General features: G+C 62.2%; 18 protein-coding genes. 10 read left to right on the top strand and 8 right to left on the bottom strand.

Annotated features, from left to right (window positions below):
- Positions 1-36: 36 nt before the first annotated feature.
- From VR71_RS18810 to VR71_RS18800, 3 genes are all read right to left on the bottom strand, one after another.
- A complete protein-coding gene (locus VR71_RS18810; protein WP_296430598.1) occupies positions 37-846 on the bottom strand; it encodes an AraC family transcriptional regulator in 810 nt (269 codons plus the stop codon).
- Positions 847-1,006: 160 nt separating this feature from the next.
- Positions 1,007-2,464, bottom strand: coding sequence for an aldehyde dehydrogenase family protein (locus VR71_RS18805; protein WP_045686147.1), 1,458 nt, complete (start codon positions 2,462-2,464; stop codon positions 1,007-1,009).
- Between the two features lie 38 nt (positions 2,465-2,502).
- Entirely contained in the window at positions 2,503-3,912 is a 1,410-nt protein-coding gene (locus tag VR71_RS18800; protein ID WP_045686201.1) for a UbiD family decarboxylase, read from the bottom strand.
- A gap of 127 nt (positions 3,913-4,039) precedes the next feature.
- Here VR71_RS18800 and VR71_RS18795 point away from each other — a divergent pair, with 127 nt between their 5' ends.
- Together VR71_RS18795 and VR71_RS18790 are read left to right on the top strand one after the other, a co-directional pair.
- A complete protein-coding gene (locus VR71_RS18795) occupies positions 4,040-4,954 on the top strand; it encodes a LysR family transcriptional regulator (RefSeq protein WP_045686146.1) in 915 nt (304 codons plus the stop codon).
- A 124-nt stretch (positions 4,955-5,078) separates the two neighbouring features.
- Entirely contained in the window at positions 5,079-5,672 is a 594-nt protein-coding gene (locus tag VR71_RS18790; protein WP_045686145.1) for a UbiX family flavin prenyltransferase, read from the top strand.
- Here VR71_RS18790 and VR71_RS18780 read toward each other — a convergent pair.
- The gene (locus VR71_RS18780; RefSeq protein ID WP_296430596.1) at positions 5,653-6,129 is read right to left on the bottom strand and encodes a TIGR02444 family protein; all 477 of its coding nucleotides are present in this window, start codon (positions 6,127-6,129) and stop codon (positions 5,653-5,655) included. The genes VR71_RS18790 and VR71_RS18780 overlap by 20 nt on opposite strands.
- Positions 6,130-6,312: 183 nt before the next feature.
- On the opposite strand from VR71_RS18780, the gene VR71_RS18775 reads away from it, so the two are divergent.
- The 4 genes from VR71_RS18775 (at position 6,313) to VR71_RS18760 (ending at position 9,988) form a co-directional block, all read left to right on the top strand.
- The gene (locus VR71_RS18775) at positions 6,313-7,071 is read left to right on the top strand and encodes an SDR family NAD(P)-dependent oxidoreductase (protein ID WP_012187095.1); all 759 of its coding nucleotides are present in this window, start codon (positions 6,313-6,315) and stop codon (positions 7,069-7,071) included.
- Positions 7,072-7,114: 43 nt separating this feature from the next.
- A complete protein-coding gene (locus VR71_RS18770; RefSeq protein WP_045686144.1) occupies positions 7,115-8,095 on the top strand; it encodes a TRAP transporter substrate-binding protein in 981 nt (326 codons plus the stop codon).
- A gap of 61 nt (positions 8,096-8,156) precedes the next feature.
- The gene (locus VR71_RS18765) at positions 8,157-8,726 is read left to right on the top strand and encodes a TRAP transporter small permease (RefSeq protein ID WP_296430595.1); all 570 of its coding nucleotides are present in this window, start codon (positions 8,157-8,159) and stop codon (positions 8,724-8,726) included.
- Positions 8,726-9,988, top strand: a complete 1,263-nt coding sequence (locus tag VR71_RS18760; RefSeq protein ID WP_045686143.1) for a TRAP transporter large permease — start codon at positions 8,726-8,728, stop codon at positions 9,986-9,988. Before VR71_RS18765 ends, VR71_RS18760 begins: the two co-directional genes overlap by 1 nt.
- Position 9,989: 1 nt before the next feature.
- Here VR71_RS18760 and VR71_RS18755 read toward each other — a convergent pair whose 3' ends face one another.
- On the bottom strand, positions 9,990-10,826 hold the full coding sequence (locus VR71_RS18755) for an AraC family transcriptional regulator (protein WP_045686142.1): 837 nt from the start codon (positions 10,824-10,826) through the stop codon (positions 9,990-9,992).
- Positions 10,827-11,011: 185 nt separating this feature from the next.
- Here VR71_RS18755 and VR71_RS18750 point away from each other — a divergent pair, with 185 nt between their 5' ends.
- Positions 11,012-11,827 (top strand): sterol desaturase family protein, encoded by an 816-nt coding sequence (locus VR71_RS18750; RefSeq protein WP_045686141.1) that lies wholly within the window; start codon positions 11,012-11,014, stop codon positions 11,825-11,827.
- Between the two features lie 195 nt (positions 11,828-12,022).
- On the opposite strand, the gene VR71_RS18745 is transcribed toward VR71_RS18750, so the two are convergent.
- Positions 12,023-12,556 carry a DUF3489 domain-containing protein gene (locus VR71_RS18745; protein ID WP_045686140.1) on the bottom strand — a complete coding sequence of 178 codons (534 nt, stop codon included), beginning with the start codon at positions 12,554-12,556 and terminating at the stop codon, positions 12,023-12,025.
- A gap of 98 nt (positions 12,557-12,654) precedes the next feature.
- Complete coding sequence (locus tag VR71_RS18740) at positions 12,655-12,885, bottom strand: hypothetical protein (protein ID WP_045686197.1); 231 nt, start codon at positions 12,883-12,885, stop codon at positions 12,655-12,657.
- Positions 12,886-13,002: 117 nt separating this feature from the next.
- On the opposite strand from VR71_RS18740, the gene VR71_RS18735 reads away from it, so the two are divergent.
- The 3 genes from VR71_RS18735 to VR71_RS18725 all read left to right on the top strand — a co-directional run bounded on the left by VR71_RS18735 (position 13,003) and on the right by VR71_RS18725 (position 16,890).
- On the top strand, positions 13,003-13,536 hold the full coding sequence (locus VR71_RS18735) for a hypothetical protein (protein WP_045686139.1): 534 nt from the start codon (positions 13,003-13,005) through the stop codon (positions 13,534-13,536).
- On the top strand, positions 13,484-15,526 hold the full coding sequence (locus tag VR71_RS18730; protein ID WP_045686138.1) for a phage terminase large subunit family protein: 2,043 nt from the start codon (positions 13,484-13,486) through the stop codon (positions 15,524-15,526). Before VR71_RS18735 ends, VR71_RS18730 begins: the two co-directional genes overlap by 53 nt.
- Positions 15,527-15,756: 230 nt before the next feature.
- A complete protein-coding gene (locus VR71_RS18725) occupies positions 15,757-16,890 on the top strand; it encodes a Fic family protein (protein WP_045686137.1) in 1,134 nt (377 codons plus the stop codon).
- A 282-nt stretch (positions 16,891-17,172) separates the two neighbouring features.
- Here VR71_RS18725 and VR71_RS18720 read toward each other — a convergent pair whose 3' ends face one another.
- Positions 17,173-17,949, bottom strand: coding sequence for a hypothetical protein (locus VR71_RS18720; protein WP_296430593.1), 777 nt, complete (start codon positions 17,947-17,949; stop codon positions 17,173-17,175).
- Positions 17,950-18,185 lie beyond the last annotated feature (236 nt).

Here is an 18,185-nt window from a genome sequence, read left to right as displayed (position 1 = left end):
CCGATTGCCAAGGGTCGCAGAATTTACCGAGGAGTCTCAAATACGGAGGAAATCAGAAGTATCCCCAAGCCGCGAGATCGACCGGAAGCTGCTGGGCGGTACGCCGGTATGATCGCGGAAGAATCGGGTGAAATGCGCCTGTGCGGTAAATCCCAGCTGATCGGACAGCGCACCGAAGCTGAGGTCCGACGAAACCACGGCGCTCACCGCCCGTTCCAGCCGGATCATGTTGGAAAACACCCGTGGCGTCACGCCGGTCGAGCGTTCGAAGACCCGGAAGAAATTCGCGCGGCTCATGCCAGCGGTCTGCGCGAGGCTGTCGATGTCCGACACCTCTCCGGCAACCTTGTGCAGCTTGCTGATCGCCTTGGACACGCGCCAGTCGATGGCCTGGCTTTGCGCCGCGTCGCGCAAGCTTGGCCCGACTGACCGCCATTCGGTAAACCGTTCGATCACCGACACCATCAGGTCGCCCAGCTGCGTCTCATGATCGGCGATGGCGGTTGGGGCATGCACCATGCTCGCGGTAAGTGTCATGGCCTGCTTGCGGATCTGCGGCGTGATCGCATCGACGGTTCTGTCAAAGAACCCGGACCCGGCGCTGGCGACCCAGTTGGAACGGAACTCGGCCAGCCAAGAAGGTTCGATATAGAGGGCAAGGATGATCGTGCGCGGGGCATTGGGCCGATGCACATAGGCATGCGGCGTCCATGCGTTGATCAGAACCGCGCTTTCGTCGGTCAGCGGCACAACCTCGTCACCGACGAGAAAACTCGTATCGGCACCCTCGACCTTGAGCAGGACATGGCAATGCGGGTGGGCGTGACGCACAAGTGGACGATCCATGTCGAGCAGCGCTACACGGCCGAATTTTCCGGTTCTGATCCTCAGGGCGTTGGACATCAGGCGGCGGTAACGCGCTCCTCGCTTTCTCGCTTTACGTTCTGGCCACATAATATGCGCCAAAACACCTGCGAATCAAGGTTGAATGCGCCCGGCGGGTCGCTCAGTGACCGAAGACACCGACGTTCTGGTAAACGTGCTTGAGCTCGCAGAAATCAAGCAGACCGTCGAAACCGTGCAATCTGCCCAGGCCCGAACGGCGAAAGCCGCCGGTTTCGGCTTCGGCGAAAAGCCTGTTGTGGTCGTTGATCCAGACGGTGCCATTGCGCAGGGCGCGCGCCAGCCGCCATGACGCATCGCCGCGATGGGTCCAGACAGATGCGGACAGGCCGAAGACGGTGTTGTTTGCCCTTGCCACCGCATCCGCCTCGTCTCGGAACGTCTCAAGCACCACAAGCGGGCCGAAAATCTCGTCCTGTACGAAACCGGCGTTCGGATCGCCATGCACGACCAGCGCCGGCGACATGAACGCGCTGCCCTTCGGACCGTCGAGCGGGCCGCCGCGCAGCACGACCTCGTCGGCGGTATCATAGACCGTTTCGCAATCACGCATGACCCGGTCGCGCGACTGGATATCGATCAGCGGCCCCATCGCCGTGCCGTCCGACATGCCGTCGCCGATGGAGACAGCCTGAAGCGCGGCGGAAAGCGCGCTTTTCGCTGCATCAAGCCGGGATTCGTGCACCAGAACCCGACGCGCCGCGGTGCATTGCTGGCCCGAGATGATCGTGGCCGCGGCGGCAAGTTTCGGTGCCACCGCGCCGATGTCGGCATCTTCCAGCACGATGCAGCAGGATTTGCCGCCCAGTTCCAGCGACAGTTTCTTCATCGTCGGCGCGGCGTCCGCCATGATCCGCTGGCCGACCGCGTTCGAGCCGGTAAAGCTGATGACATCGACATCGGACGATGTGACCAGCGTTTGCGCCGCTTCATGACCGACCTCGAACACCACATTGACCACGCCTGCGGGGATGGCGGCATCCTCGAACAGCGGGGCCATGCAGGCCGCGGTGAACAACGCCGTTTGCGGCGCGGGTTTCGTCACCGTCGTGCAGCCCACCGCCAGCGCCGGAGCGAGCGACCGGATCAGCAGCACGGCGGGTGCGTTCCACGGCACGATGATGCCCGCGACCCCGGCCGGCTCGCGCAGCATCACCGAAAACTCGCCGGGCGCCACTTCCATCGCGTGGCCGGGATTGTGGCGGGTCAGGCCCGCATAGTAACGGATCTCCGAAATCGCCGCGCCCAATTCCCCCTTGGATGCGCCAAGCGGTTTGCCATTGGTCAACGTGAGCAATTCCGCAAGGCGTGCGAGATCGGCCTCCAGCGCGTCGGCCCACCGCAGCAGGGGCATCTGCCGGTCGCGGGGTGATTGCGGCCAGAGCGTGGTGTCGAATGCGGCCCGCGCGGCGGCAATGGCGGCTGTCGCCTGCGCAGCACCCTCGGCCCGGACATGCCCCACGACCGCCCCGGTCGCCGGGTTGATCGACGCGGTCTTGTCGCCCGCGTCCGAATAGGAGCCGCCGATCATGTGCCGCGCGATCAGGTCAGTCGTTGTCATGTCTTTCTCCTAAGTGCTTCTGGCCTGCGGGCAATCGCTCAGGATCCGAGCAGGGATGCGAGTGTGGCGTCAGGGTCGATCACCGCGTCCAGATCAAGCTCCTGTTCGCCCGGCACGCGAATTCGCTTGAACCGGAATTCAGGTGCGTCGAGCGGCACCGTGGCATCCAGTCCCATCTTGGCCCCGAAACCATTGTCGGAGGACGGGTCCAGCTTGGAGCCCTGCGAACCTGATATGACAACAAGATCGCGATCCGCCTGGAACCGGGTGGCCACCGCCCATTCGACCATTTCGGGGTCATGGATATCGACATCCTCGTCGACGACGATGGCATGCTTGATGTCGTAATGCGCGGCGAACGCACCTAGAAGGACATTCTTGGCCTCGCCCGCGTGGCTGGCCTTGATCTTGATGTAAAGGTGATAGCGGCACGTCCCGCCGGGGGCGAGGTGGACATCGCGCACGCAGGGAAACATATCCTGAAGGGTCTTCAGGATCGTCGCCTCGCGGGGGATACCGCCCAGGATCAGGTGTTCCAGCCCTCCGCCGACGATGGTGTGGAACAGCGGCTTTTGCCGTGTGGTCACACAGCTCACCTCGATCACATGACGGTCGGCGCGTTCGCCGTAATATTGCGGGAATTCGCCAAACGGGCCTTCGGGGCGGCGCAGGTTGGCGCGGCAGCGTCCTTCGATCACGATCTCGCTTTGCGCGGGCACGAACAGGTCGACCGAAATACCGCGCACCACATCTAGCGGCGCACCGCCAAGCGCACCGGCGACGGTCAACTCGTCGAAATCCATCGGCACGATGGCTTGCGACGCCAACAGACAGGCAGGCGATGCGCCGATGACGATCGCAACCTCCAGATCATCGCCCGCTTCCTCGGCGGTGGTAAAGAAACTCAGCGTGTGCCGGGGCAGCAGCAGCGCGCCCAACTCGCGCGGGCCGGAGACCTGCAGGCGGTGTATGGCGACGTTCTGGATGCCGGTGCGCGGGTTGCGACAGATCATCAGGCCGGCGGTGATATAGGCACCGCTGTCATGTTCATTATGGGTCGGGATGGGCAGCAGCGCGGTCAGGTCGATGTCGCGCTTGTGCACGACCTCCTGACATGGTGCGGCCTTTACCTCGTTCACGGGCAGTGGCGACTGCGCCGCTTCCTCGAAGGCCGACAGCAACGCGCCTGGCTCGACCCCAAGCGCCTCGGCCATCCATTCGCGGCGCGACAGCAGGCCCGATATGACGACCCCGTCGGCATGACCATCGGGGGCAGGGGCGACAAGGGCGCGGCTGCCGTCATGCCGGTTGGCCAGACCCGCGATTTCAAAGGCCAGCTTTCGCCCGGTTTTCGTCACGGCAAGCCGGTCGGTGGTTTCCAGATGGCCGAGCCATTGCCGCAGATGCATGTCCCGGCGGGAACCCGGCGCAGTCGGTTTTCGGCTCATGTTCATACTCCCAATTGGCAGCCAGACGCTATTGCCCCGGAGCAATCAAAACCATTAATATTGGCTAATCTCAGCGATAGCGTTTCGTGATGGGGCAGTGCGGATCCGAAACTGAAGGTCAAGTGCGATGGAATTGAGACAGATGCAGTATCTGCTGGCGATCTACGAAGAAGGGTCGCTGACCGGGGCGTCGCGACGGCTGAATGTCGTGCAACCGGCACTCAGCCAGCAGCTTCAGAAGCTGGAGGCGGAGATCGGGCAGCCGCTGTTTACCCGCGCACCCAAGGGCATGATCCCGACCCAGGCGGGTATCGAGGCCTATGAACATTTTGTCAGGATCACCCGCGATCTCGATACCGCCCTGAATGCGCTATCGGGCGACGGCGGGCCGGTGCGCGGTACGGTTTCCATCGGGGTGGTCAGTTCCGCCGCCAACAACGCGCTTGGCGAAACCCTGCAGAGATTCACCGTGAAGTACCCGGATGTCAGCGTGAAGGTGACGGGCGGCTATACCGGCGAGCTTCAGGACCAGTTGCGCATGTCGCGGATCGACCTAGCGATCATCAACATGCCGCCGCTCAAACAGGATCCGCGCATCGTGGACATCGTCAAGGAGGATTTCTGCCTGATCGCCGCGCCGGACACGCCGATCACTGGCAAGGCGGGACTGCGGCTTGAGGATATCGAAACGATGAAACTGGTGATCCCGTCGCAGCGGCATGGCCTGCGCACGATCATCGACCGGGCCGCGAATGGCGAAGGGCTGGCATTGTCCCCGTCCATGGAATTCGACGAGATGAAGCTGATCGAGGATTTCGTCTGCGCGACCGATTACGTCACGATCCTGCCGCCCATCGCGGTCAATTGGGCGCTCAGGTCCGGACGTCTCAAGGCCTATCCGATCCGGCCCGCGATCTCGCGGCGGCTTGTCTACCAGATCAATCCCAGCCGACCGCTGAGCGCTGCGGCCCAGATCCTGATCGACGAGATCCGCGAGGACATCATCGAGTTTTCATATTCCCTCGGCAATCTCGTGGGCTGATGGCGTTTTCGGGGCATATAGGGCGTCGTGATCCCCCGTATCACGACGCCTTTCTTGCTTTCGACGCCGCCGGACGCCACGCAGGGTCAAGGACGCCACGCAGGGTCAAGGGAGGATCATCGACATGGTTTCGTCAGCGCCGCGCCTGATCGTCGGAATATCCGGAGCTTCGGGTGTCATCTATGGCATCCGGCTGCTTGAGATTCTGCGCGACATGCCCGTCGAGACGCATCTGGTGATGTCCCGCTCTGCCGAGATCACCATCGCACACGAAACCGACCGCAAGATCGCCGACATAAAGGCGTTGGTCGATGTCTGGTACAAGCAGGAGGACATCGGCGCGGCAATATCCAGCGGATCGTTCAAGACGCTTGGGATGGTCGTGGCGCCCTGCACCATAAGGTCCGCATCCGAGATCGCGGGTGGCGTGACCTCGACGCTGCTGACGCGGGCCGCGGATGTGGTGCTGAAGGAACGGCGCAGGCTGGTGCTGATGGTGCGCGAGACGCCGCTGCATCTGGGCCACCTGCGAACCCTGACAACCCTTGCCGAAATCGGCGCTGTGATCGCGCCGCCGGTGCCGGCCTTCTACGCCAACCCCGCCTCGCTGGCCGAGATGATCGACCACAGCGTCGGGCGCGTGCTGGACCAGTTCGACCTTGATACCGGCACGGTGCGGCGCTGGAAGGATGGCGACGTCAAAGGCACAGCTCGATAAGCCGGTTCACCTGCGGGGCGCGGACCACACCGACCGCCGCCAGGTTGGCCGCCATGCGTGCCGCAACCGGTCGCGCATCGCGACCAAGCGCCAGCGAACCGTCGCGGATCAGCCGGAACAGCATGTCCTGCTCCATCCGTTCCGCCTCGATTTCCCAGGTCTTGACGGCGTCCCGCAGGCGGTCCCGCGCCGCCGTGTCCTCGACATCGCGATCCTTCAGCCAGCGGCGCACGCCACGCATCGGCACCACGACCGAACCGTGCCAGTCGCGCACTGCGGCCACGCATTTTTCGGCGGCGTCCGGGCCAAGGCTGCGGCCCTCCTGTGCCAGCCACAGCGCGAACAGCGCGAGGTTCACATCCGCGCCACGTTCGTCCTGAAGCGACAGGCAAATTTCCGGCACGCCCTTGCGGCCATATCTGTCCAGCGAATATTGCCAGAAAGCGTGATCGGACATAAGACGTCGCCGCCTCCGGTGCATTTGCGTCTGTCCCATAGGATGGCGCACGCGCCCGGGATCGGCAATCCATGATCACGGATATGCCATAGCGGTTCATGATAGACATATTAAGTATTGATTATTGTTCTTTAACGCTTGCGGTCCGTAGTTTGCCGGAAGCTCATGCGAAAGGAGCGGCAGATGCCTCGGCTTGACGGAAAAGTTGCGATTATCACAGGGGCGGCCCAGGGCATCGGTGCCGTCTATGCTCAGGCGCTTGCGGATGAAGGCGCCAAGGTGATGATCGCCGACATTCTCGACGGAAACCCCACCGCATCGCGGATCTCGGCCCAGGGCGGCACCGCGGACTTCATGCAGACTGATGTTAGCGACGAAAGCAGCGTCGCGGCGATGGTCGACGCAACCGTCGCGAAATGGGGCGGCGTTGATATTCTGATCAACAACGCGGCCATCTGGGCCTCGCTGCGCGCCAAGCCGTTCGAGGACATATCGCCCGAGGAATGGGACAAGCTGATGGCGGTCAACGTCAAGGGCCCGTTCCTGTGCGCCCGCGCCGTCGTGCCGCATATGCGTGCCGGGAAATACGGACGCATCGTCAACATCGCGTCGGGCACCGCCTACAAGGGCACGCCGAATTTCCTGCATTACGTGACCTCGAAAGGCGCCGTGATTGCCATGACCCGCGCCCTGGCGCGCGAAGTGGGCGAGGACGGGATCACCGTCAACACGCTGGCCCCCGGCCTGGTGCTGTCCGAACAGGTCGTCGCCAGCCCCGAGCTCTTGGAAAAGCTGAGTGCACCGGTGATGGCCAGCCGCGCGATCAAGCGCGATCAACTGCCCCAAGACCTCGTCGGCCCGCTGCTGTTCCTGGTCTCGGACGATGCCGCATTCATGACCGGCGAAGTCACCGTGATCGACGGCGGCTCTGTCATGCACTGAACATGCCCACAGCATCTGAAACGAATTCTGGAGGAGGAAGATAATGACTTTCAGCCGCTTTTCAAAAGCAGCCCTGACGGCCCTGACACTGGGCCTTTCGAGCGTCGGCATCGCCGAGGCCAAGGATTTCCGACTGGGCACGATCGTGCCGTCGGGCCATGCCTGGAACGAGGCCGCGCGCGCCTTTGCCGCGGATCTTGCCGAGGCATCGGGCGGCGCGCACAGCGTCGAGGTGTTCCCCGCCGGCCAATTGGGCAGCGAGGAACAGATGGTCCAGCAGTTGCAGACCGGCGCTCTGGATTTCGCCTTTCTGACCATTGCCGACGTGTCAAACCGTATCCCGGCCTTCGGCGCGCTCTACACGCCGTTCCTTGTCGAGGACACGGGCGAAGCAGCCAAGATACTCAAGGGCGACACCACGCAGGCATTGCTTGACCGGCTTCCGCAGGCGATGGGCGTCGTCGGCATCGGCTACGGTCTGGCCGCCATGCGGCAGATGATGGCGACCGCGCCGGTCGAGAACCTCGGCGATCTCGAAGGCCTGAAAATGCGGATCACACCGTTCAAGCCGTTCCGCGATTTCTACGACCTGCTGGGTATTGCGCCCACGCCAATGCCGTTGCCCGATGTCTACGACGCGCTGGCCAACGGCCAAGTGGACGCAATGGACATCGACGCCGAGCTGGTCGTGAACTTCAAGTTCTACGAACGCGCCGATCATCTTTTGCTGACCAACCACGCGATGTTCCCGATGGTCGGGCTGGTGTCCGGGCGGGTCTGGGCGGACCTTTCCGATGAGGACAAGCAGATGGTCCGCGAACACATGCGTGCGGCCCTGTCCGATCTGATGGATCACTACGTCGAGGCCGAACCGAAGCTGATCGCACAGATCGAAGAGACTGGCATCGAAGTGCGCAAGGTTGACCCGGCGTTTTTCGGCGATGTCACGTCACACTGGGAAGAAGTCTGGGCCGATCAGAAAGACGTGATCGACGCGCTGCGCGCCGAAGCGGCTGCATTCTGAACCGCAATCTGGTAGAAGGCCGGTCGGGGTAAACTTCCGACCGGTCGATGGGACAGGCGTCATGGAAATACTGCGTAAATTGAGTGCCGGCATCGCCCGGATCGAAGTGTTGATCGGCGCCGCGCTCGGTGCGGTCACGACGGCGCTGATCCTGCTCAACGTCGTCACCCGCAGCTTTGCCAAGGCGCTGTTCTGGGTGGACGAGGCGGCGATAACGTCGATGGTCTGGATGACCTTCCTCGGCGCTTCGGCGGCAATCCACCATCGCCAGAGCGTCGCCGTCACCTTTGTGCCCGACATGCTGCGCGGCCCTGTGGCGCGCGCGCTCCTGATCGCAACGGACCTGGCCGTGCTGGTGTTCTTTTGCGTCCTGTTCGCCCTGGCCTGGAACTGGTTCGATCCCATCACGCTGGCCCGGCATGGCTTCGATACCGGCGCGTTTTCCGGCGCGACCTTCAATTTCATCTATTCCGAAGTCAGCACGACATTGGGCGTGCCGAAATTCTGGCTCTGGCTCATCGTTCCGATTTTTGCCGTCGGCGCGTTCGTTCATGCGCTGAACAACCTGGCTCAGACCGCTTTCGGCGGCCCTGAAACCGACCCGCTGGGGTCCGATCGGGAGGTCGCGTAATGGTCCCGCTTTCCTTCGGCCTGCTGCTGTTTGCCGGCGTGCCCATCGCGCTGGTGCTGGCGATCACCGCGATGATCTACATTTGGGCCAGCGGCAACGACGTGCTGTTCCTGTCCTATCCGCAACAATTGTATGGTGGGCTGGAGAAATACGGGCTGCTGGCGATCCCGCTCTTCATGCTGGTGGGCGAGCTGATGAACGAAGGCGGCATCACCAGGCGTCTGGTCAACTTTGCCAGCGTCTTTGTCGGGTCGCTGCGCGGCGGGCTGGCCTATATCAACCTTGTCGCCAACATGTTCATGGCCGCCATCATCGGCTCGACCAATGCGCAGATCGCGGTGATGGGGCATGTCATGGTACCCGAGATGGTCAAGCGCGGCTATGACCGGAATTTCGCTGCCGCCGTGACGGCGGCGGGCGGTCTGATGTCGCCGATCATCCCGCCATCGATGCTGTTCGTGATCTACGGGGTTCTGGCGCAGATCAGCATCGGCGACATGTTCATCGCCGGGATTTTTCCGGGCCTGCTGATGGGGGCTGCTTTCATCCTCGTTGTCGTTATCCTGGGCTTCTTCTATGCTTACCCCAAGGAAGCCAGGCATTCGCGGGGCATGGCGCTTTCCCACATCCTGCGGGCGTTGCCGTCGCTGTCCATCCCGGTGGTCATCATCGGCGGGATCGCGGGCGGCATCGCCACGCCGACCGAATCCGCCGCCGTCGCGTCTGTCGCCGCGATCATCGTCGGCTGGGTCTTCCACCGCGAATTCGATCCGTCACACATTCCGGGCATGTTGGTGCGCCTGCTGGCCAGCTCGTCGATGGTGCTGTTCCTGGTCGCCACCGCCAACGTGTTCGGCTGGATCATCGTCTACGAGAAGATTCCGCAGAACCTGGCGGCCTATCTGGTGACGCTGACCGAGAATCCGATCGTGTTCATGCTGCTGCTGAACGTGATGCTGTTGCTGGTGGGGACCGTGATCGACGCCATCGCGGCGCTGATCCTGGTGGTGCCGATCATGCTGCCGATCGCCATGCTGAGCTATGGGATCGACCCGTTCCATTTCGGTGTGGCCGTCTGCCTCAACCTCGTGATCGGCCTTTTGACTCCGCCGGTCGGCACCGCGCTTTACGTCACCGCGCAGGTGTCGGACTGCAAACCGATGAGCATCATGAAACCGCTCGCACCTTTCCTTCTGGCGGCGCTGCTGATCCTTTTGCTGGTCTCGGTATGGCCCGCGCTGACGCTGGTGTTGATCGACTGAATCAGCCGATGTCTTGCAGGGCCCGTTTGAATTTCGCCGGCGACACGCCGGTGTGATACCGGAAGAACCGATTGAAATTCCCCGGCGAGCTGAAGCCGAGATCGGCCGCGACATCCTGCGCGCTGGCCCGGTCGGCCAATGCCGATACCGCGGCCTCGATCCTGATCGCGTTTCCATAGATGCCCGGCCCGACGCCGACAGTATCCTTGAACAATACGTTGAAGCGCGATCGTGACAGGCCGACGCTGCGGGCCAATGCGTCCAGATCGTATTGTTGGTCAGGGTTGTCCTGCATCTGCTCGACCGCCCGCCGTATTCGGTAATCGACAAAACCCTGCGCGGCCTTGCGCCCGGCATTTTCGGCCCGCACGAAATGGGTCATCAGCGCCACGATCACGTCCTCGGCCCGTTCGTTGCGGCCCTCCAGTGCGTGAATAAGATCACGCAGTTCACGCGCCAACCCCTGCGCGCGTTCGTCAACCCGGATCGACGGGCGTTCAAAGAAACCCGGCAGGCCGCAGCCATCGAACAGGTCGCTGGCCCGGCGCAGCCAGCCCGGATTGAGGTACAGCGCGAGATAGGACGATATCGCATCCGTGTCGGTCGGCGTATAGTGATGCTCTTGCCACGGGTTGACCACCACGGCGCGGTCCGCCGTCAGCGGAACGGTCTGGCCATCGACGACAAAAAACTGGTCGGGGCCACCGAGCTTGATGATCAGATGGGTCTGCGCATGGGCATGGGCGGTCAGCCGATCCTTTAGCGACAACAGCGCCGCCCGGCCAAAACGCCCGGCCAAGATCTCGGCGCCCTCCGTCAGGTCTATCGAATGCTTCATCGCGCAAGGTTAGGCCAATTGGCACCTGCTTTCCTAGATGGTTGCGCCTACCCGGTCTGCAAACCTGTCCGTTCGTTCAAAAAAAGTTCCAGATGAGAATTTCCCGCGCCCGGTGAGAACGACCGCGCCGGCGCTGCGGGATACACTGGAGGCCAATGCGAAATCAACCATACCGGAGGACTGCCATGCCCCATTTCACCCAATCGCCCGAGCGTGACGCGCGCGAACAGGACCGCCAGCGCAAATACCGCAAGCAATTCGTCGCGGATACGCCGTCGTGGTATCACGGCCTTTATCATCTTGGATTCACTCTGGTCCTGACATTAGGCGCGCTGGCCTATTCCATCAGCCAATTGAACAATCCTGCACCTTGGGAATGGGCGCTGATCCCGATATTCGCTCTCGTCGGCAACCTGGCGGAATATTCGGCGCATCGCTGGATCATGCACCGACCCGTGCCGGGGCTGAAGATGGTCTACAAGCGGCACTGCACCACGCATCACCAGTTCTTCACGCATCACGATCTTGGCTACAAGGGCCACAAGGAATGGCGGGCGCTGCTGTTCCCGCCGCTGGCGCCGGTCGCCTTCGTGCTGCTCTCGATTCCGCCCGCGCTGCTCGCCAATTGGCTGGTCTCATCCAACGCGGCCTACCTGATCGTCATTTCGATGTCCGGCTATTACCTGTTCTACGAATTCGTTCATACGCTGTCGCATCTGGACGACGAAAAGAGCCCCTACCTGCGGCACGTGCCGCTGATCAACACCATACGGCGGATGCACTATATCCATCACGTTCTGGGATTGATGCAGACCAAGAATTTCAATCTCACCTTCCCGATCGGAGACTGGATTTTCGGGACAAGCGATCTTGACCGAGGGTTCTGGGGAACGATGTTCAACGGCGATAGTGACGCGCATCAGAAAAAGGGCCTCCAATACGAAGATCTCGATGTGCTGCTGCCCGGTGTCGACACGTCCACCGCGCGCACTGACCCGTGACTGGCAGCGGCGGTCGCCAAATAGCCGCGGCAGAAATCGCGTCCAGCGCCCGTCGCTGACCACGAACAGTCCCGACCAGGACGGACGCTGAAATCTCTCACTCAACGAGCAAATAGTGTAGAACCAGACGTTCGCGCTTTCTGCGGCACCAGTCGCTGTGGGCTCTAAACGGTCATCGGACCAGTCCTGGTCAGGCTATCCGATGCGATACACCCGCCCCCGCTCATCTTCTTTCACCGAGGTCAAGACCAACCCCAGCTTCTCCTTCAATGCACCCGACATGAAACCTCGTGCGCTGTGAGCCTGCCAGCCGGTCGCCTCGACGATCTCGGCCATGGACGCCCCTTCGGGACGCTCCAGGAACGCAATCAGCATCGCCTGCTTCGTTCCCGCGCGCGGGTTCGGCGGTTTGGGCGCAGGCGGTTGGGCGGCATGTATGCGGATCGCAGCCATGGTCTTCACCACCACCGGCTCGATCCCGATCGCCAGCAGGCCTGCGTCGGTGACCACCAGCGTGGTGCCATGCCCGTCACCGGTCTCTCGCCAGAGCGGCGCGCCCTTGCGGATGTTGGCGTCGATTTCCTCGAGCCAGCCACGCCCGATCATCATGCTGACGACCTTCCTTGCGGCGGCGCCGTGCAGCCCCTTGGGCAACGGCATCGCGAGGTTGTCGGGGCGCTGGGCACCTGCGCTGAGGATGATGGTTTGCGTGTCAGTGAGTTTGGGCATCTGTCTCTCCGGTTTCCGAGGGCCAGCCCTGTGCCGGCCCTTCCACCCGGTGAAGCCCGCCCTGGAGGCGGGCCACGCGGCGAGCCGGGCGGAAGATGTCATTCGTCGAATTCTCCCTCGCGGAAGGCGCTGTCGGTGATCTGGCGCAGCAGACCCGCATAATGGGTCAGGGTGCCAACATGGCCCCAGTTGATCTCCTCGGGGCTCACATCGAAATGCTCCTCGCTGAGGGTCTTGAGGCGCTCGAGCATGGTGTCGATCTCGGCCTTGGCGGCAAGAAAGGCGCTAAGGGCCTTGTCGTTCTGTTTTGGGGCGCGGCTGGTGGCCATGGCGGGATCTCCGGGGGTGAGTTGCATCGTGTTCGTGGATCCAGACTCGCTCTGTCACGAAGTATAATCAACTGAATAACAAGCAATATCATTGCTTTATCCGGAACGGCCTAAGCCATGCAGGGGATGAGCGAACGGGAGTATTCCGCCCATTCCGGCCTCTCGCGCGGGGCGGTCCAGAAGGCGCGCAGGTCTGGGCGACTGGTGGTCTACGGCGACGGATCGATCAACGCGGCGGCCTCGGATTCACGCCGGGCCGAGATGACCGATCCGGACCAGCAGCGGCGCAGCACCGGCGACAGCGGCTTCTCAGGACCGGCCGACAGCTCCTCCTATGTCAAGGCCCGCACCGCGCTGACGGTCTACCAGGCGCAGGAACGCCAGCTGGCGATCCAGAAGCGGAAGGGCATGCTGGTTGATCGCGCCCGCGCTGAAACGCTGGTGTTTCGTCTGGCGCGGCAGGAGCGGGACGCCTGGGTCACCTGGCCCGGCGGGGTGGCGGCGCTGATGGCGGCCGAGGTGGCAGCGGAGGGGGAGAAGCACTCGGGCACGCCGGTGATGATCGAGGTCGCGATCCTGCAGAGGGTGCTGGAAACCCATGTCAGAGCGCAACTCGACGCCCTTGCCGACCTTCGCGTCTCGCTTGGATGAGGGAGGGGATGATCACGATCTGACGGACGGGCTCGACCTCGGCTTCGACGGGGCCGAGGACGTGCTGCGCGCGTGGCGCCGCGGTCTGCGGCCCGATCCGGACCTGACGGTGTCGGAGTGGGCGGATGCGCATCGCTGGCTCTCGTCGCGGGCCTCGGCGGAACCGGGGCGCTATCGCACCGCGCGCGCTCCTTACCTGCGCGAGATCATGGATGCGCTGTCGCCGCGGCACCCGGCACAGCGCATCTCGTTCATGAAAGCCGCACAGGTCGGCGCGACCGAGGCCGGCAACAACTGGATCGGCTTTGTCATCCATCATGCGCCGGGGCCGATGCTGGCGGTGCTGCCGACGGTGGAGATGACCAAGCGCAGCTCGCGCGGACGGCTTGATCCGCTGATCGAAGACAGCCCGGCGCTGCGGGAGCGGGTACAGCCGGCCCGCTCGCGCGACGCGGGAAACTCGATGCTGTCCAAGGAGTTTCCGGGCGGCATTCTGGTACTGACGGGTGCCAACAGCGCCACCGGCCTGCGCTCGATGCCGGCGCGCTATATCTTTCTCGATGAGATCGACGCCTATCCGGCCTCGGCCGACGAGGAAGGTGATCCGGTCACCCTGGCGGAGGCGCGCACCACCACCTTCTCGCACCGGCGCAAGGTGTTCATGGTCTCGACGCCCACGATCCGGGGGCTGAGCCGGATCGAGCGGGAATACGAGGCCAGCGACCAGCGGCGCTATTTCGTGCCCTGCCCGCATTGCGGCCACATGCAATGGCTGCAGTTCGAACGCCTGCGCTGGGACAAGGGAAAGCCTGACACCGCCGCCTATCATTGCGAGAGCGGCGAGGCCGTCATTGCGGAGCATCACAAGATGCGGATGCTGGAACGGGGCGAGTGGCGGGCGACGGCCGTGTCGGCGGACCCGCAGTCGATTGGCTTTCACCTCTCCGCGCTCTATTCGCCGCTGGGCTGGACAAGCTGGGCGCAGATCGCGCGCGACTGGCTGGCGGCGCAGGGCTCCGAGGAGATGCTGCGCGCGGCGCGCAACACGCTCTTGGGCGAGACATGGGTCGAGTCGGATGATGCGCCGGACTGGCAGCGGCTGGCGGACCGCCGCGAAGCCTATCCCGCGCAGATCCCGGCCGGGGGTCTCTTCCTGACCGCGGGCGCCGATGTGCAGAAGGACCGTATCGAGATCGATGTCTGCGCCTGGGGGCGCGGGCTCGAGAGCTGGCTCGTTGATCACATCGTCATTCCGGGCGGACCAGACGATCAGGCATGCTGGCAGAAACTGACGGCCCTTCTGGGGCAGACCTGGGTGCATGAACACGGCGCGGTCATGACGCTGGCGAAACTCGCGATCGATACCGGTTATGAATCCGCCGCCGTCTATGGCTGGGCCCGCCAGCAGGGAATTGCACAGGTTGCGCCGGTCAAGGGTCTGGAGGGCTTCAACCGGGCCACACCGGTGTCGGGTCCGACTTTTGTCGATGCCACCATCGGTGGCAAACGCCTGCGGTGCGGGGCCCGGCTGTGGTCGATCGCAACTGCCACGTTCAAGATCGAAACCTATCGTTTCCTGCGGCTGGAACGGCCCAGTGACGAAGATCGGAGCCTCGGCGTGCTCGATGCGCCCGGCACGGTGCATCTGCCCGACTGGATCGACACCGAATGGCTCAGGCAGCTGGTGGCCGAACAGTTGGTCACCCTGCGCAACAAGCGCGGCTACGCGCGCCAAGAATGGCAGAAGATGCGCGAACGCAACGAGGCGCTCGACACCCGCGTCTATGCCCGGGCTGCCGCCTGGATCCTCGGAGCAGACCGGTTCGACGAGCAGATGTGGCAGAGCCTCGAGAAACAGGCCGGGGTGGAGACCGCCGCCGTCGCGGTGACGCATACCCAGCCTGAGACGCCGCCCCATTCGCAGGCCGGACAGGTGGGCATGCAGCGGCGGCGCGGCTGGCGCGTCAGCACGCCCGGATACATGGAATGATCGATGTCCCCCGACGAGTTGAAACTCCGCCACAGCGCGCTGCTGATGTACTGTAAGGAATCGTGGCTTCACGGTAGTTCACTGGTGAGTTTCGTCGCCAACCCAGTTTGATGACAGGCCGCTGACGACAACGCCACTTGGCGGCAGAATTGGCACGCATTCTGTTGCCAAGCCATCTTGGCGGGACTAGGTTGACGTCAAATACCGTTGATGACAGAATCGGCACGCATATGACAACCAAACCTTACGATCTGACAGATGCCGTCACCTATCACATCGGCACCTTTCCCCCATCTACCCTCGACTACGAAGTGTTGCTCGGACCGCTCGAGGAGGCTGCAGCCTCCCTTGCGCGGTACGATACAAAGATGTCGGGCATGGTGAACAGCGAGCTTTTTCTCGCGCCATTGCGCCGCCAAGACGCCGTTACCTCCTCCCGCATGGAGGGGACAATTTCGACCATCGAGGAGTTGTATCGGCTAGAGGCCGAGGAAGACGCGGGCAGTGCCAACCCCTATCGTGAGGCCCGCAACGACGACGTCGAGACCTACCTTTATTCTCGCGCGCTGCGGAATGCTCAGCAAGCCCTTGCCGAGGGCGCGCCACTTGGCGAACACCTGATCCGGACCGCACACCAGCAGTTGCTTTCTTTTGGCCGCGGTGCCCGCAAGCGTCCCGGCAGCTACAAGGTCGAGCAGAATTACATCGGGGACGAACGGAGGGGAAAGATCTACTACGTCCCAATCGCCCCGGAGCAGCTTGCACCGGCGATGACTGAACTGGTCCACTTCATGAACGAAAGCAAGATGCGGCCGCTTATCCGCACGGCCGTCGCGCATGTCGAATTCGAAGCCTTACACCCGTTCGAGGACGGCAACGGCAGGATCGGCCGAATGCTGATCACCCTGATGCTGTGGAAGCTTGGAATCCTGCATCAGCCGAACTTCTTCGTCTCAGGCTACTTCGAGACTCACAAAGACGAATACATCGAGCGGATGCGTGCCGTCTCCGCCACCGGAGATTGGACAGGCTGGGTGGTATTCTTCCTACAGGCCATGCACGAACAAGCGACGGTCAACATCCAGACTGCAGATTCGATCTTCCGCCTCCACGGAGAAATGCGGGAACGGTTCCGCGAGGTTCTGAACTCGCAGTTCAATGATCAGGCGTTGGACTTTGTCTTTGCCAGCCCGGTGTTTCGCAACGACCGCTTCGTCGACAGGTCAGGCATTCCGCCATCTTCTGCTCGCGCCCTGTCGCGACGTTTGGTGGAGGCTGGCCTGCTGCGCACCATCGAAGGAGCCTCCGGCCGCCGCGCAGCGATGTACGCCTTTGATCCCCTGCTTGATCTGTTGAAAGTCTGAAACACAAAAAAGCCCTCTGAGTTTTCAGGGGGACTCGTCGAACGTTGATGTGGCGTTGATGTGAAACGCAAAAGTGCCTGCGGTATAGATATACCTCAGGCTATGCGTTTGATATATTGTGTATTTATGGTTGCGGGAGGGTGCAGCCGCCGTAACCTACCAGAGCTTCAATGTGCAGTTTGACGTGCCGCCATGAAAACAAAGTATCCAGATAGGACGCAATTTCAGTAATTTAAAAGAAGAATATATAAACCAGAAAACTCACCTAATTATCCCCATGGCTTAACGTAGCGTATTGGAAATATCCAGAGCACGCCTGAAGTGCTGTGGTTCGATTGGCTTACGATGCGCTAGATCGTTACGCATCATTGCCAGCACCTCAATGTGTTCGAGCTCACTTCGAGGCAGATGAGATCGCAACTGATGCCTTAGAGCCCCCAATTCGATATTCTCGACCTCATTCACCTGTAGCTTGCGCAGATGGTCGTCTATGCGCAGGAGCTTTCGGTAGCGGTCAATGATTCGCAAACGATGCTCTTCTATCCAAGGGAACAGAGTGGACAACTGCGCTCGCCAGGTGCGCAGTGCGATCTCTTTTGTTTCCCCTAACGAATGGAGATGCACCGGGCAATGGAAAACACGAGTGCCATAGTTTCCTTCGAAGTTGATACCAAGATCGGCATTCCTGCGCAACCAGCCCTGAGGGGCAAGAATGTCCTCCTCACGTTGAGTAACGAGATCGGCGACGAGGTCCAACCGCCATCCACATAACTCGACTGCGAGATTCACCGCCAGATCTTGGAACAAAACCGAGCGCCCAGAGGGCACATGGAACTCCGCCCAGATCATCACGTCGATCCGTTTCGTTCGACCAGCCCAATCGATCTGCGTGAAGCCTTTGACTGCAAACCCGGTTGGCCCGAGGAACAGGATCGCCAAACCATCCCCCGCCAGTTCCCACTCTCGCCGGAAGCGACCTAGGAACACATTCCACGCCTCAAGGTCGGCAGCACACAGGTCACAGGCATCAATTATCAGCAAACAATCGAGATTCGCCACAAGGTCTCCGAGCGCACCTCCACAAGAGAAAAGGTCCGCGAGTATCGGAAGCGGGGCGGCCCCCGAAGGAGGCTGAAGCCTATAGATGCTATGAGTGTTTTGAAAACGGCGCGACAACTCTGTGGGAAGACCGGGCGGAGTGGACGCATCCAGAGAAAGGACAGCGCCACCCCGAACCACCGATAATTCCGCTTCCGCGAGAAACTGCCCCGGCGAGGGCAGGCTCCAGACCTCAG

Source organism: Roseovarius sp. BRH_c41 (assembly GCF_000961715.1).
GTDB lineage: Bacteria > Pseudomonadota > Alphaproteobacteria > Rhodobacterales > Rhodobacteraceae > Roseovarius.
This window is presented reverse-complemented; position numbering and strand designations above follow the sequence as displayed.

What these genes read in the sequence shown, in the direction of transcription:
- VR71_RS18765 (WP_296430595.1), top strand. Translation starts at nt 8,157, where the DNA reads ATGGAAATACTGCGTAAATTGAGTGCCGGCATCGCCCGGATCGAAGTG.
- VR71_RS18725 (WP_045686137.1), top strand. Translation starts at nt 15,757, where the DNA reads ATGACAACCAAACCTTACGATCTGACAGATGCCGTCACCTATCACATC.
- VR71_RS18755 (WP_045686142.1), bottom strand. Translation starts at nt 10,826, where the DNA reads ATGAAGCATTCGATAGACCTGACGGAGGGCGCCGAGATCTTGGCCGGG.
- VR71_RS18795 (WP_045686146.1), top strand. Translation starts at nt 4,040, where the DNA reads ATGGAATTGAGACAGATGCAGTATCTGCTGGCGATCTACGAAGAAGGG.
- VR71_RS18770 (WP_045686144.1), top strand. Translation starts at nt 7,115, where the DNA reads ATGACTTTCAGCCGCTTTTCAAAAGCAGCCCTGACGGCCCTGACACTG.
- VR71_RS18780 (WP_296430596.1), bottom strand. Translation starts at nt 6,129, where the DNA reads ATGTCCGATCACGCTTTCTGGCAATATTCGCTGGACAGATATGGCCGC.
- VR71_RS18740 (WP_045686197.1), bottom strand. Translation starts at nt 12,885, where the DNA reads ATGGCCACCAGCCGCGCCCCAAAACAGAACGACAAGGCCCTTAGCGCC.
- VR71_RS18810 (WP_296430598.1), bottom strand. Translation starts at nt 846, where the DNA reads ATGGATCGTCCACTTGTGCGTCACGCCCACCCGCATTGCCATGTCCTG.
- VR71_RS18745 (WP_045686140.1), bottom strand. Translation starts at nt 12,556, where the DNA reads ATGCCCAAACTCACTGACACGCAAACCATCATCCTCAGCGCAGGTGCC.
- VR71_RS18805 (WP_045686147.1), bottom strand. Translation starts at nt 2,464, where the DNA reads ATGACAACGACTGACCTGATCGCGCGGCACATGATCGGCGGCTCCTAT.
- VR71_RS18760 (WP_045686143.1), top strand. Translation starts at nt 8,726, where the DNA reads ATGGTCCCGCTTTCCTTCGGCCTGCTGCTGTTTGCCGGCGTGCCCATC.
- VR71_RS18790 (WP_045686145.1), top strand. Translation starts at nt 5,079, where the DNA reads ATGGTTTCGTCAGCGCCGCGCCTGATCGTCGGAATATCCGGAGCTTCG.
- VR71_RS18775 (WP_012187095.1), top strand. Translation starts at nt 6,313, where the DNA reads ATGCCTCGGCTTGACGGAAAAGTTGCGATTATCACAGGGGCGGCCCAG.
- VR71_RS18735 (WP_045686139.1), top strand. Translation starts at nt 13,003, where the DNA reads ATGCAGGGGATGAGCGAACGGGAGTATTCCGCCCATTCCGGCCTCTCG.
- VR71_RS18750 (WP_045686141.1), top strand. Translation starts at nt 11,012, where the DNA reads ATGCCCCATTTCACCCAATCGCCCGAGCGTGACGCGCGCGAACAGGAC.
- VR71_RS18800 (WP_045686201.1), bottom strand. Translation starts at nt 3,912, where the DNA reads ATGAGCCGAAAACCGACTGCGCCGGGTTCCCGCCGGGACATGCATCTG.
- VR71_RS18730 (WP_045686138.1), top strand. Translation starts at nt 13,484, where the DNA reads ATGTCAGAGCGCAACTCGACGCCCTTGCCGACCTTCGCGTCTCGCTTG.